The organism is Streptomyces sp. NPDC051364 (genome assembly GCF_040682115.1).
In the GTDB taxonomy this organism is placed as follows: Bacteria; Actinomycetota; Actinomycetes; order Streptomycetales; family Streptomycetaceae; genus Streptomyces.
The window spans coordinates 99,595-113,682 of sequence record NZ_JBFBAH010000002.1; the positions used below are offsets into that span (position 1 = coordinate 99,595).

Annotated in this window: 10 protein-coding genes and 1 pseudogene; 7 read left to right on the plus strand and 4 right to left on the minus strand. The window is 71.5% G+C overall.

What is annotated here, in order from left to right; genetic code table 11:
• Positions 1-155: 155 nt before the first annotated feature.
• Entirely contained in the window at positions 156-3,050 is a 2,895-nt protein-coding gene (locus tag AB0M76_RS04350; RefSeq protein ID WP_365951469.1) for a BTAD domain-containing putative transcriptional regulator, read from the minus strand.
• A 118-nt stretch (positions 3,051-3,168) separates the two neighbouring features.
• On the opposite strand from AB0M76_RS04350, the gene AB0M76_RS04355 reads away from it, so the two are divergent.
• The 5 genes and pseudogenes from AB0M76_RS04355 (at position 3,169) to AB0M76_RS04375 (ending at position 8,184) form a co-directional block, all read left to right on the plus strand.
• A complete protein-coding gene (locus AB0M76_RS04355; RefSeq protein WP_365951470.1) occupies positions 3,169-3,468 on the plus strand; it encodes a trypco2 family protein in 300 nt (99 codons plus the stop codon).
• The gene (locus tag AB0M76_RS04360) at positions 3,465-6,293 is read left to right on the plus strand and encodes a trypsin-like peptidase domain-containing protein (RefSeq protein ID WP_365951471.1); all 2,829 of its coding nucleotides are present in this window, start codon (positions 3,465-3,467) and stop codon (positions 6,291-6,293) included. Before AB0M76_RS04355 ends, AB0M76_RS04360 begins: the two co-directional genes overlap by 4 nt.
• Before the next feature lie 61 nt (positions 6,294-6,354).
• A complete protein-coding gene (locus AB0M76_RS04365; RefSeq protein WP_365951472.1) occupies positions 6,355-7,302 on the plus strand; it encodes a DUF6801 domain-containing protein in 948 nt (315 codons plus the stop codon).
• Positions 7,303-7,475: 173 nt separating this feature from the next.
• A pseudogene (locus AB0M76_RS04370) lies at positions 7,476-7,568 on the plus strand (hypothetical protein); the annotation flags it as partial.
• Positions 7,569-7,653: 85 nt separating this feature from the next.
• A complete protein-coding gene (locus AB0M76_RS04375; protein WP_365951940.1) occupies positions 7,654-8,184 on the plus strand; it encodes a hypothetical protein in 531 nt (176 codons plus the stop codon).
• A gap of 68 nt (positions 8,185-8,252) precedes the next feature.
• On the opposite strand, the gene AB0M76_RS04380 is transcribed toward AB0M76_RS04375, so the two are convergent.
• Positions 8,253-9,422, minus strand: coding sequence for a magnesium and cobalt transport protein CorA (locus AB0M76_RS04380; RefSeq protein WP_365951473.1), 1,170 nt, complete (start codon positions 9,420-9,422; stop codon positions 8,253-8,255).
• A 143-nt stretch (positions 9,423-9,565) separates the two neighbouring features.
• Here AB0M76_RS04380 and AB0M76_RS04385 point away from each other — a divergent pair, with 143 nt between their 5' ends.
• A complete protein-coding gene (locus AB0M76_RS04385; protein ID WP_365951474.1) occupies positions 9,566-10,693 on the plus strand; it encodes a winged helix DNA-binding domain-containing protein in 1,128 nt (375 codons plus the stop codon).
• 45 nt (positions 10,694-10,738) lie between these two features.
• The gene (locus AB0M76_RS04390) at positions 10,739-12,424 is read left to right on the plus strand and encodes an AMP-binding protein (RefSeq protein WP_365951475.1); all 1,686 of its coding nucleotides are present in this window, start codon (positions 10,739-10,741) and stop codon (positions 12,422-12,424) included.
• Between the two features lie 67 nt (positions 12,425-12,491).
• Here AB0M76_RS04390 and AB0M76_RS04395 read toward each other — a convergent pair whose 3' ends face one another.
• Complete coding sequence (locus AB0M76_RS04395; protein ID WP_365951476.1) at positions 12,492-12,980, minus strand: glutathione peroxidase; 489 nt, start codon at positions 12,978-12,980, stop codon at positions 12,492-12,494.
• Positions 12,981-13,123: 143 nt separating this feature from the next.
• Positions 13,124-13,984 (minus strand): hypothetical protein, encoded by an 861-nt coding sequence (locus AB0M76_RS04400; RefSeq protein ID WP_365951477.1) that lies wholly within the window; start codon positions 13,982-13,984, stop codon positions 13,124-13,126.
• Between the last annotated feature and the right edge of the window lie 104 nt (positions 13,985-14,088).

The window sequence follows — 14,088 nt, forward strand, 5'->3', positions numbered from 1 at the left end:
TGCGGAACTGGTTGAGTGCTGGTGGCGCGACGCGGGGGACACCGGCGGTGATTCCGGAGGCACCTCCGCCCCCGACTCGCCGGGGCCGGTGCCGGCGGGACGTAACCCCCTACCGGGCTTCGCGGTCTTCGAGTTCCTCGGCCGCCGGTGCGCGGTCAGCGCTTCCCCCGGGCGCCCGGCACCTCGAGCACGGCTTGGAACTGTCCGAGTGCCTCGTGGATGCGGCCCATCGCCAGGTAGGCGCGGCCCAGCCGCGAGCGGATGTCCGTCTCCAGCCAGTCGTACGCGGGTTCGGTGAGCGGGGACAGCAACTGGTGCTGGAGGATCAGGGCCTGGTGGTGGAGGGCCACGGCCGCGCCCGGATCTCCCTCGCCCAGCACTGCCGTGCCCAGCCGGGTCAGGCTGCACGCGCAGAGGAAGACGTCCCCGGCCTCCTCGACCAGGTGGACCGCCCGGAGGAGCAGGCTCTTGGCCTCGGCGTACCGGCCGAGGCGGAGGTGGATCTCGGCGGCGAAGCTCAGGACCCTGCCGAGCATGCGCGGTCTGCGGCTCCTGTCGGCGTGGGTACGGGCCTCGGCGAAGCTGGCCAGCGCCTCCTCGTTCCGCCTCTCGAACTGGTGGGCGAGACCTTGGATGACGAAGGCGATCGAGGCGATCCAGTCGTTGTACGGCGGCCGGGACACGGCCAGCGCCTCGGTGACACGGGAGATCGCCTGGTCGCCCTCGCCCACGCTCACGTCGACGGACGCCAGCCCGATAAGGGCCCGGGTCTCTTCGTTCGGGTCGCGGTCGCGCCGGCTGAGGTGGAGCGCCTCGGTGAACAAGGTCCGCGACTGCGCGTACCGGCGCTGGTACACGCCGGTGTAGGCAAGGCAGTTCCGCAGGGCGAGGGCTATCCGCGGGTCGGTGGCCTCGTCCACGTGCGCGAGTGCGATCTCGAGAGCGGTCTGGGACTCGTGGTAGCGGCCCTGCCGTGTGAAGTAGTCGACCAGCGCCTCGGCGATCCAGCACGCGTAGTCGATCTCGCCGAGGGCCACGGCGTGTCCGACGACGTCGGCGAGCTCTCCACCGGCCGCGTCCAGCCAGATCTCCGCGTCCTTCCAGTTGGCGAACGGTGCTCCGGAGGGCTGGGGTCCGGTGGGGAAACCGTTGGGGAGGCCCCAGTCACTGGCGATCCGGGCGGCGTCCAGGTAGAGGCGCAGGGCGGCCGTGCGTACGCTGGCGGCCTCGCCAGGCAGGGCTTTCGCGAGGTGCCGCGCGTGCACGCGGACCAGATCGTGCAATCGGTAGCGGCCCGGACGCGGTTGTTGCAGAAGGTTCGCGTCGACCAGGCTTTCCAGGATCCGCTCGGTGTCGTGGGGCGGCCGGCCGAGCATGGCCGCCGGCGCCAGCACATCGAACTCGACCGTCGGTGACTGGCCCAGGGCGCGGAAGCCGAGCTGCTGGTCGGGTGCGAGCTGGTCGTACGACAGCCGGAAGGCCGCCTCGACGCTGCGGTCCCCGATGCTCAGTTCGCCGAGTCGGCGTTCGTCGCCCGCCATGCGGCCCACCAGGTACTCCACCGTCCAGGTGCGGCGGTTCTGCAGCCGCGACCCGGCGATGCGCAGTGCGAGCGGCAGCCCGTCGCACAGCCCGACCAGCTGACGCGTCGCCTCCGGCTCGCGGCTCGCGCGCTCCTCTCCGATGAGGTGCGCGAGCAGCAGCACCGCACCACCGCTCCTCAGCGGCTCCAGCGTGACCCGTCGGTCGGCGTCCAGTTCGGGCAGCTGTCGGCGGCCGGCCACCAGCACCCTGCTGCCCGCTCCCGCGGGCAGCAGGGGTCGCACCTGGTCGGCGTCCAGGACGTCGTCCAGCACGAGGAGCAGCCGTAGCGGGCTGGTCGCCGCGCGCCAGGTGGCGGTGAGTTCCTCGAGGTCGCTCGGCAACTCGCCCTTGGCCGCGCCCAGGGAGCGCAGCAGGCGCTGCAGTGCCTGCTCGGGGGTCTGCCGCCGCTGCGTGCTGTGCGCGCGCAGGTCCACGAACAGGCTGCCGTCCGGGTACCGGTCGCTGAGCTCACGGGCCGCGCGTACGACGAGCGCGGTCTTGCCGACACCGGCCGTACCGTCCACCGTCACGATCGACACGGATCCGGGCGCATAAGCCTCGGTCAGCTGCGCGAGCTCGGCCTCCCGGCCGACGAGGCGGCCGGCGTCGCCCGGCAGTTCATTGACGGTGCGGCGGGTCCGGGGCCGGGCGGGATGTGCGGCGGAGCGCGCAGCGGCCGGACCGAGCAGGTGTTCGTCGTCGTGGCGCAGCACCGCTTCGTACAGCCGGTGGAGCTCTTCCCCCGGATCGACGCCCAGCTCGTCACGCAGCCGTACGCGCATGCCCTGATAGGCGTTCAGCGCTTCCGCCTGGCGTTCACAGCCGTACAGGGCCCGCATCCGCAGCGCCAGCAGCGACTCGTCGTACCGGTCGGACGGGGACAGGATCGTGAGGTCGTCCAGGGCATCACCGAACCGGCCGAGCAGGACCAGGCACTCGAGTTTGTCCAGCCGGAGCCCTCGCCGGCGCTCCGACAGCCGCTCCCGCTCGGCCTGCGCGAACAACCCCGGCAGGCCGGCCAGGGGCTCGCCCCGGAAGAGTGCGAGCGCCGAGGACAGCTGGTCGACAGCCCTGGCCAGCTCGCCGGACGCCTTCGTGCGCCGCGCCTCAACGCCCCGCTCGATCAGGTCCGCCACATCGAGCCGGACCCCGTCGACGGCGAAGCGGTACCAGCCCTTTCCGCTGCGGATCACCGACTCCGTATGGCGGGTGCCATCCGCGTCGAGCGCCCGGCGCAGCGGGTTGACGTGACTGGCCAGCACTTTGTGGCCGGATGCGGGTGGCTCCGACCCCCACACTCCGTACATCAGCTGCTCATGGCTCACCACGGCCCCCCGGCGGAGCAGCAACGCGGCCAGCACGGCCTGCCGTTTGACGGGCCCCAGATCCAGCGGTGCTCCGCCCCGGCACGCCCGTAACGGCCCGAGCACCGCGATCCGGAGCTGCTCGGGAGGTTCGCTGTCCATGGAGAAGCCCCGCTTTCACGCATCATCGGAATTTCATCTGCTCTGCAGCGTGTCCGGTCATGGTTGCAGAGATGCGACTGAGAACGGCTGAGAAGCCAGGGAGCGCAAGGGGCACGGTGTGATCGAGTTGACGAGCGTGATCAGGGATCTACGGGAGGAGCTGGGCCGGGCGATCGCCGCGGCGGAGGGCGAGGCGCTGCGCTTCGAGCTGGGACCGATCGAGTTGGAGCTGTCGGTCGCGCTGGAGCGGTCCGGGCAGGCGGGGGCGAAAGTGCGGTTCTGGGTGGTGGAGTCCGGTGCGGAGGCGGCGGTGAGCGCCGTCTCGGCCCAGCGCATCTCACTGGCGCTGCAGCCGGCCTTGGCGGGGGCGGACAAACCGCCGTTCATCTCCGGCCGCGCTGACGCACACGAGCAGTGAGCGCCGTTGTGGGCGGGGCGACAGAGCCGGACGGGCTCGACCGGCGGCGGGCGGTCCAGGTCATCACCGCGTGCGGCGCGGGCGCCGGAGGGCGCGGGTCGGGTTACCAGGTGGCCGGGAACGTGGTGCTCACGGCCGCGCACGTGGTGTGCGGCGCGGCGACGGTGCAGGTGCGTTTTCTCACCGAGGACGGCGGTACGCGGGAGTTGCAGGGCAAGCCGTTCTGGGTGAACTCCGCCTCGGACGTCGCGCTGATCGCCATCGCGGACGCAGCCGTCCGCGGCTCGGGCGCGGGCAGCCCGGCCGGTGCTGCGGTTCCGCCGGTTCGGTTCGCCCGTGTGTCGAAGCCGGTGGAGTGCGAAGCGCTGGGATTCCCGAGGTTCAGACTGCGTGCCGGGACCGCGTCGCCGGACGGCGGTGCGGCCGTGTCGTATCGGGATTCCCACCACGCGCGCGGTGAGACCACCCCGTTGTCGAACCAGCGTGAGGGCAGTTTGGAGATAACCCTTAAATCTTCCCCGGAGCACGACCCCGAGCGGGGCCGTTCGCCTTGGGAGGGCATGTCGGGGGCTCCGGTGTGGAGCGGCGGGTACGTGATCGGCGTCATCACCAAGCACTACCGCTCCGACGGGCTCAGCACGCTCGCGGCGAGCCCGGTGGACCGCTGGTACCGACAGGTGAGTCCGCAGGAGATCGGCGAACTGAGCTCGTTGATCGGGTTGCCGGCGCATCCTGGCCGACTGGAGGAGCTTCCCCGTGCAACGCCGCTCCCTGGTGCGCCGGAGCTGCGGGAGGCAGCCGGGCTGCTCGCCTCCAGGGTGGCCGGACAATGGCGGAAGGAGGAGCGGCGGCGGCATGTGCACGACCCGTTCCCGCTCCCCGTGCGCTTCCGGAATGCCGACGCGCGCCTGCTCGATCACTGGGCCAAGATCCGCAACGCACCACCCGGGGCGGATTCGACGCCGCTCGCACTGGCCGGCCGCATCGACCGGATCGTGGAGGTGTACCGGTCCATCCCGTCCCGCCGGCTGGTGGTGCTCGGTGCGGCCGGGGCGGGCAAGACGATCCTGACCCTGCGCTTCGTCCTCGACTGGCTGGGCGCCCGTACGCCGGACGAGCCCGTACCGGTGATCTTCAGCCTGGGATCATGGGACCCGACCACCGTCTCCCTGCGCGACTGGATGTGCCACCAGCTGGTACGCGACCACGGCCTCGCCGTTCCTGCCGCACACGGAGGGAATCTGGCCGGCGCGCTGGTCGACACCGGCTGGATCCTGCCCGTCATGGACGGGTTCGACGAGATCGCCGGCGGCCTGCAGTGTGCAGCGCTCAAAGAGCTCGACCGCACCACCACCCCGCTGCTCCTCACCAGTCGGCCCAGGGAGTACGCCGAGGCCGTGGAGACCCGCCCGTTCCCGAAGGCTGCCGTCGTCGAGCTGGACGACCTGACCTTGGACGATGTCGCCCTCTACCTGCCTCTCACCAGCCGTCCGGGGACGGACGGCGGTATGCGCAGCACCGTGTGGGAACCCGTCCTGGACGAGCTGCGCAGGCAACGGCGCAGCCCGGGCGCGGAGAACGTGGCCAGGGTGCTCATCACCCCGCTGATGGTCGCCATGGCCCGTGCCGTCTACAGCGACGCCCCCAGGTCCGACCCCGTACGGCTCCTGGACACCGCCACGTTCGCCTCCCCGGAGGCCCTGCAGAGGCATCTCCTGGCCGCGTTCACCCCGGCCGCCTACGAGCCCTCGCCAACCGACGGCGGCAGCGGCCGTCGTCGGCGGCAGGACTGGAACCCCGACCGTGCGCAGCAGTGGCTCGGCTACCTTGCCGTGCACCTGGACCGACTCGGCAGGGCGGGCACGGGCGTCCCGGCACGTGACCTCGCCTGGTGGCAGCTGGGCACCACGATGAGTCGTTCCTCGCGCATGCTCGTGATTGGATTTCTGGCCGCACTGGCCCTCGGGGTGACGACCGCCGTCGGGAACGTTCCCGCGGACTTGGTCGCGACATCGTTCGGGCTCAGGTTCGCGCTCGTGCGGGGGCTCGTGGTCGGGCTCCTGCACGCGCTCGTGAACGGACTGTTCTTCGGGCTCGTGTACGGATTCGTGTCGCAGGGCGTGGCAGAGCCGTCGCGCGTACGCATCCAGGTCTTCGGCAGGACCGGGCGCAGGCGTACGGGGGTCCTCCCCAGGTTCCGGCTGGGGCTCGCGTGCGGGGTCCTGGCCGCGCTCGTGCTCTTGTTCCTGGACAGGGTCGTGGTCGAGTCCCTGGGGCTCGGGGACGGCCTGGACGGCGGGCTCGTGGGGGGCCTCGTGTTCGTGCCCGGGCTCGGGCTCGGGGTCGGGTCGGTGCTCGGGCTCATGGCCTGGCTGGAAGTTCCCGTCGACATCAGATCTGGTGTCAGTTCCTCGGAGCTGCTCAGCCAAGACCGCAGGAACGTGGTCTTCCATTTGCTGGTGTGGGCGCTCGTGTTCGGGACGGGAGCCGGATGCGCCAACGCATTCACGGCCGGGCCCGCGTGGGGACTCCTGGTGGGGCTCGCGTTCGGGACTGAAGCTGCTTTCGCGGGCGGACTCGCGTACGGACTCGCTTTCACCGCTTGGGGCCAGTGGGTGGCCCTCGCGCGCATCTGGCTGCCGCTCACAGGGCAGTTGCCCTGGCGGCTGGTCGCTTTCCTCGACGACGCGTGCGAGCGGGATGTACTGCGCCAGGCCGGCGCGGTCTATCAGTTCCGGCACGCTCAACTCCAAGATCACCTGACCCGGGTCTTTCTGGCGGGCCGCAACAGCGGCCTGCCGACTGACGGGCCGGACCTGCCGTGACCGGCACGTCACTGCACTGCGTATTCCTCCGAGAGATCAAAACACCCTGACGGGAGTCAGCATGACAACGGGCAAGCACACCCAGAACCCGCACGAATGGCGCCGGACGGCCCGTGCTGTCCGCAGCATTCCGGTGCCACGCAGCCCGCTTCGACTGGCGACGGTTGCAGCGGTTGCGGGCGGGGTGCTGGGACTCTCAGGAACCGGACCCGCTGTCGCGGAACCGGTGTCGCTCACACTGCGGTACACGTGCTCGACCGGGTTGATCGGGAATCTGCCTGTCACGGTGCGGATCCACTCGGATGTCCCTGAGTCGGCCGAGGTCGGAAAGCCCACCCTGAGGTTTCCCGTAAACGCTGCGGTGCCGGTGCCTGCGGACGCTGCGAAGGCGCTGGGCAGGATCGGTGTGACGACCGTCGAGGGCATGGTGGAGGCCCAGGTCCGCGTGGCGGCCCCGGAGGGGGACAGCCGGGTGGAGGTGCCGGTCGATGTGAAGGCCGGCATCCCGGTGGCCGGGTCCTTCCACGTCGAGGCGTCCGGCTCCGCACCGGCGCTCACCTTCAGGCAGGCGGGCAGCGCGCGGATCACCGTCGGCGACCTCGTCGCGCATCTAGCTCTGAAGGACGCGAAGGGCGACGTGGCCTACCCCGGCGAGATCGACGCGCGGTGCACGCCGGATGCCGGGCAGAACAACATCTTGGCGTCGTTCCGCATTACCGGGACCGGGACCGGGACCAGGACCGGGACTGGGACGGACACGGGCCAGGCCGCGTCCGAGGCGACAGGCACTGCCGGTACAGCCGCCGCTCCCGGCGCACCAGCAGCCGACCGGACCGCGTCAGGCGCCACCGAGTCCACGCCGCAGGGCGCGCTCCCCGAGACCGGAGCCGACCCCGACCTGTGGCTGCTCGGCGGCGCGGGCGTGCTGCTGGCTGCCGGTGTGGGCACCCTCTTCGCCGCACGCCGAACCCGTGCGGATGACGGCGTCGGCGATGCCGCCGGGACCTGACCGGGCGACCAGACTGATTCACGTCCGGAGCAGATCGGCAGGCGCAGGAACCCCCCGCCGGGCGATCACCAGCCGATCCGCAGACTCTTGACAACTGGTCATGCTCCTGACTGCAGTGGGCACTGCGCCACTCCCAGGAACGGCACCACACCCCAAAGGGAAGCGATCAGCGCATGACCAAGCCTGGGAGCGCGGGATACGACTACGACGTCGTCATCGGCGGAGCCAGCCTGGCCGGCAGCGCCGCGGCGGTCCTGCTGGCTCGACGCGGTGTCCGCGTCGCACTGCTGGAACGCCGCTCGGACCCCGAGGCGTACAAGGTGCTGTGCACCCACTCCCACCCTCGACCCGTTGATCAGGTCCCGTGCGGCGCAGACCCCTGGCGTCGATCTGCTCCTCGGCCATCATGTGACCAGGCTGGTCCGGGAGGCCGGGCGAACCGTGGGGGTGCGCGCCTCGACACCACAGGGCGAGCGTGAGATCCGGGCCCGCCTGGTGGTCGGCGCCGGGTGGGATGCGGGTGGGCTTTGCAGTCCGCGCAATGGTTGGCCGAGGCGCTCGCCCCCGACCGCGACCGGTCGGGGCGACCTCGACCGGTCGCTCGCGGTGTACGCGCGCAGACACCGGCGCCGGCTGCGTGGCCACCAGTCTCTGGCCGTCGACTTCGCCAAGGCCCGTCCGTTCAATCCCATGGAGCGGCTGGTGTTCTCGGCGGCAGCGCGCGATGAGTCGGTGGCGCGGCACATGTATCTGTTCGCATCCCGCCTGATCGGTCCGCTGCGCTTCTTGAACCCCGTGGCATTGGGCAAGGCTTCGGCCGTCAACATCAAGCATCGTGGGGCGGCTGCGTCAACCGCGTTCCAGACACACAAAATGTCATGACCGACTCCCGTCCCACGTGACTCCCTCTCATCAAATGGGCTGCGACGAAGGCGGTCGCACCGTGTCGCCTACAGCCAGTCGCGCTTCTTGAAGATGACGTACAGGCTGACGCAGACGACCGCCATCAGCAGGATCGCGAAGGGGTAGCCGCCTGCCCACTTCAGTTCGGGCATGTACTCGAAGTTCATGCCGTAGATCGTGCCGACCAGGGTGGGGGCGAAGAGGATGGCGGCCCAGGAGGAGATCTTCTTGATCTCCTCGTTCTGTTCGAAGCCGGCTTCGGCCAGGGCGCGCATTTCGGCGTTCTGTTGTTGGGAGACCAGGGTGGCGTTGACCGTCAGGATTTCCGTCAGGGCCTGGCGGAAGCCGTCCACGCGTTCGCTGGTGTGGGTGACGTGGTCGGCCACGTCGCGGAGGTAGCGCTGGAGCTCCTCGTCCGTGCCGTACTTCGCGAAGCCGGCCATCAAGGCGTGGAGCATGCCGACCAGCGGGCGGGTGGCGCGCTGGAACTCGACCATTTCGCGTGAGAGTTCGTAGATGCGGCGGGAGACCTCCGGGTCGCCGCGGAAGACCTCCGTCTCGATCTCGTCCATGTCGTTCTGGACGCCCGCGACGACCGGTGCGTACCCGTCGACCACCGCGTCGAGGATCGCGTACAGGGCGGCCTCAGGGCCGAGGGAGAGGAGCTCCGGGGTCTCCTCCATGCGGCGGCGGACCGCGGAGAGGTCCGGGGCGGCGCCGTGGCGGACCGTGATCAGGAAGTCCGGGCCGACGAAGATGTGCAGCTCGCCGAACTCGACCTCCTCCGGGGCGTCGAGGTAGCGCGCCGCGCGCAGGACGACGAAGAGGGTGTCGCCGTAGCGCTCCAGCTTGGGGCGCTGGTGGGCCTCGAGGGCGTCCTCGACGGCGAGCTCGTGGAGGTTGAACTCGGCGGCGAGGGAGTGGAGCTCGGGCTCGGTGGGGCGGTGCAGGCCGATCCAGGCCATGCCGTCGGGCTGGTCGCGCAGCTGGCGGAACGTCTCCGCGAGGGTCGCGGGGGAGGCGATGCGCCGGCCGTCGCGGTAGACGGCGGAGTCGATCACGCTGCGGTGGTTCGGGGGAGGGGCCGGGGCCGGCGCCGGCGCCGGCTTCGGGCCGGCCGGCGGGGATGCGGGTGGCGAGGCGGGCGGGGGCGTGGGGCGGCGCCATCCCGGGCGCTTCCCGGACGGCGAGGGGCGGCGGTCTGGGCGCTCCGACATCGCAGGTCAGCTCCCGGTCGAACGTGTATGTCGAACATGTCTATTCGAACGTGGACTTCGGGCGAGCAGCAGGGCGTTCGGGATCTCGGGGCCACCCTCGTTGAGGACAGTATCTGTCCGCAATGGGGGGTAGCTTGCTGTCCATGGCCTCCCGGACTGCGCATCCCGTACTCGACACCCGCTCACTGAACCGTGCCACGCTCGCCCGCCAGCTGCTCCTGAGCCGCGCCGCAATGTCCGCGCAGGACGCCGTCGCGCACCTGCTCGGACTCCAGGCGCAGAACGTGAAGCCGCCCTACTTCCAGCTGCACGCCCGGCTCGCCGGATTCCGGCCCGCCGAGCTCGCGGAGCTGATGGAGTCCCGGCAGGTGGTCCGGATGGTCACCATGCGGTCCACCATCCACACCCACACCGCGCACGACGCGCTGACCCTGCGGCCGCTGGTCCAGGGTGCCCGGGACCGGGAGGTCAACTACTTCCGCAAGGGGCTCGTCGGAGTGGATCTGGAACGGCTCGGCGAGCTCGCGCGGGCGTTCGTCGAGGCCGAGCCCCGCACGATGGGCGAGATCCGGGAGGAGCTGCTCACCCAGTGGCCGGACGCCGATCCGCAGTCCCTGTCCGTCGCCGCGCGGTGCCGGCTCCCGCTCGTCCAGGTCACGCCCCGCGGGGTGTGGGGACGCAGCGGGCAGGTACGGCTCACCACCGTGGAGCAGTGGCTCGACACGCCGGCCGCGCAGGCCGCGCCAGCCGCGCCGCCGGCCCCACAGGCCGTGGACCACGTCGTACTGCGCTACCTCGGCGCCTTCGGGCCCGCCTCCGTCAAGGACATGCAGATCTGGGCGGGGCTGACCCGGCTGCGGGAAGCCTTCGAGCGGCTGCGCCCCCAGCTGGCCGTCTTCCGCGACGAGAACGGCGTCGAGCTGTTCGACCTGCCCGACGCGCCCCGGCCCGACGCCGACACGCCGGCCCCGCCCCGCTTCCTCCCGGAGTTCGACAACCTGCTGCTCTCCCACGCCGACCGCACCCGCGTGGTCGCCCCCGAGATCAAGGGGCGCACCTGGGTGGGGAACCAGTCCTACTGCACCCTCCTCGTGGACGGTTTCGTCGGCGGGCTGTGGCGGCTGGAGGAGGGGACCCTGACCGTCGAGCTCTTCGGGACGGTCTCGAAGGCGGAGAAGGAACACATCGTCACCGAAGGGGAGCGCGTGATCGCCGAGATGACCGAGACCGGCGCCTCCGGCTCCGTACGCTTCGGGTCAATCCACGGCTGACGCCGCTCTGGTGGGGCGTACGGGCGGCACGGCACGATGCCTTCCATGACGCACAACACCGGCGCCACCGCCGAGTTCCTCGCCGCACGCGACTTCCTGCTCGAACGCCGCGGGGACTACGAAGCCGCCCACGCCGGATTCACCTGGCCGCGCCCCGAGCGCTTCAACTGGGCCCTGGACTGGTTCGACCACATCGCGACCGGCAACGCCGCCGACGCCCTGCGCATCGTCGAGGAGGACGGCACCAGCCGGTCCGTCTCCTTCGGGGAGCTGTCCGTACGGTCCGACTCCGCCGCCAACTGGCTGCGCGACCAGGGCGTTGCGGCCGGCGACCGGCTCCTGGTCATGCTCGGCAACCAGCGCGAGCTGTGGGAGGTCATGCTCGGCGCGATGAAGCTGCGCGCCGTCGTCATCCCCGCCACCCCCCTCCTCGGCGCGGCCGACCTGCGCGACCGCATCGAGCGCGGCCACGTACGGCACGTCGTCGTGCGCGCCGAGGACACCGGCAAGTTCGACGAGGTCCCCGGCACCTACACCCGGATCGCCGCCGGAGCGGACGTACCCACCGGATGGCGCCGGCTCGAGGACATGTACGCGGCCGACCCCCACTTCAGCCCGGACGGCGAGACGCTTTCCACCGACCCGCTGATGCTCTACTTCACCTCCGGGACCACCGCCCGCCCCAAGCTCGTCGAGCACACGCACGCCTCGTACCCCGTCGGGCACCTCTCCACCATGTACTGGCTCGGGCTGCGCCCCGGCGACGTGCACCTCAACATCGCCTCGCCCGGCTGGGCCAAGCACGCCTGGTCCAACCTCTTCGCCCCGTGGAACGCCGGCGCCACCGTCTTCGTGCACAACTACGCCCGCTTCGACGCCGAGCGGCTGATGGCCGAAATGGACCGGCACGGCGTGACCACCTTCTGCGCCCCGCCCACCGTGTGGCGGATGCTGATCCAGTCCGACCTCACCAAGCTCCGCACCCCTCCGCGCGAGGCCGTCGCCGCGGGCGAGCCGCTCAACCCCGAGGTCATCGAGAAGGTCCGCGAGGCCTGGGGCGTCACCATCCGCGACGGCTTCGGCCAGACCGAGACCACCCTCCAGGTCGGCAATTTCCCGGGGGTCCCCGTCAAGCCCGGCTCGATGGGGCGTCCGGCGCCCGGGTACGAGATCGTCCTCCTCGACCCCGTCACCGGGAAGGAGTCCCCCGACGAGGGCGAACTCTGCGTGGACCTGCGCAGCCGGCCCGCCGGCGTGATGACCGGCTACCGGGACGACCCGGAGCGCACCGCCGAGGCCATGGCGGACGGGCTCTACCGGACCGGCGACATCGCCTCGCGCGACGAGGCCGGGTACCTCACCTACGTGGGGCGCTCGGACGATGTCTTCAAGGCCTCCGACTACAAGATCAGCCCGTTCGAGCTGGAGAGCGCCCTGCTGGAGCACGAGGCCGTTGCCGAGGCCGCCGTGGTCCCGGCCCCAGACCCGCTGCGGCTCGCCGTGCCGAAGGCCTACATCGCGCTCGCCGCCGGCTGGGAGCCGGGACCGGAGACTGCGCGGGCGCTGTTCGCGCACTCCCGCGCGGTGCTGTCCCCGTACAAGCGGATCCGCCGCATCGAGTTCGCGGAGCTGCCGAAGACCGTGTCCGGCAAGATCCGCCGGGTGGAGCTGCGGGAGCTCACCGCGGCCGGCTCGGGCTCGGAGTACGACGAGGCGGAGCTCGGCGGCTGAGTCCGGTCCGGGTACTGCTGGGGGCGGCCGGCCGTATGGTCGGCCCGCCCTCGCTCCGTACGGTCGGTCAGGCCGGCAGCTGCGCCTCGATCGCGGCGATGACCTCGGGGGACTCGGGCTCGGTGCCCGGCCGGAAGCGCGCCACGACCCCGCCGGCGGGGGAGATCAGGAACTTCTCGAAGTTCCACTGGATGTCGCCCGCCTCGCCGTCGGCGTCCGGGGTCTTCACCAGCTCCTGGTACAGCGGGTGCCGGTTCTCGCCGTTGACCTCGGTCTTCTCCAGCATCGGGAAGGTCACGCCGAAACCGGCCGCGCAGAAGGTCGCGATGTCCTCGGCGTTGCCGGGCTCCTGCTCGCCGAACTGGTTGCAGGGCACGCCGACGACGGTGAAGCCCTTCTCCTCGTACTTGAACTGCAGCCGGGCCAGTCCCGAGTACTGCGGGGTGAGACCGCACTGCGAAGCGGTGTTCACCAGCAGGATCGCCTTGCCCTTGTGGGCCGCCAGGCTGGTGGGCTCGTCGGACAGGGTGGTCAGCGGGATGTCGTACAGGCTCATCGGGCTCTCCTCGGCAGGGAAAGGGCAGGCACGCAGGCACACAGGCGGGCAAGCGGGCACGCAGGCAAGCAACCAACGGATACGGATATGTGTTCCGAGCCTACGTCCTGCCCCGCAGCCTGATCGACCGGCCCGGCCCCGCCCTACGCCCCCGCGCCCACCAGCTGGTCCGCCGGGTCGTTGACCGGCTGCGGCATGCCCGTGAGGTCCATGACGAACAGCGGTATCCCGAGGTCGTCCGCGCGGGAGCGGGCGTCCTCCGTATATCCCGCGAGCGCGAAGTAGACGCTGGTCGCGGAGGCCGTCAGGCCGTTCAGCCAGACGCACTCCACGGCCCGCAGTCCGGCCGGAGCGGTGGTCGGATCCACCTGCGCCACGAGCCCGGGGGCCCGCAGGTCCACGGCCGCCGAGGGGATGGGCCGCCCGTCGGGCTGCCGGACGTCCTGGAAGCCGAGCCACCGCAGGTACAGCGCGGCCGTGGCCACCGCGTCCCGGGCGGTGCGGATGGTCACCGGGCGGAACGCCGGCCGCGGCACCGGCGCCGCCGAAGGCTGCCCGGGGGCCGGTCCGGGCGACGTACCGGACGCGCCGGACGCGCCGGCCGACCCGTCCCGCCTCGGCGCCCCCGGCCGCGCCGGACCCGCCTCCCGCGCCTGCCCGCGTACGCCGGGCCGCGGAGGCAGCCCGTCCCGTACGCCGATCCCCGGCCCGATCCCCGGCCCCGACCCCATACCCGTCTCCACCGGATGCACCGGAATCCGCACCACCGTCCCGCACGACGCGCACCCCAGCTCGGGGTGCGGCCACTCGCTCACCCGCCCGCAGGCCGTGCACCGCACCGCCACCCAGGCATCCGACCAGGTGCGGTGCGTCAGCGGCAGGGGCGGCGCCGCGAGGTCCAGGGGCGGGGTGACCGGGCTTCCGCAGGCGCACGGGAAGACCGGGGCGGCGTAGCCGTTCTCGCGCAGGCATGCCGGGCAGCGCACCGGTACCGCTTCCGCCATGAGTGCTCGGCCCCCTCCGTCGCTGTGCGTAGGTCCATGCTCCACCACCTGCCACCGACGGGCGAGCCTGCCCTCGATTTTCCCCTCATATTCGGCCGGGTCCC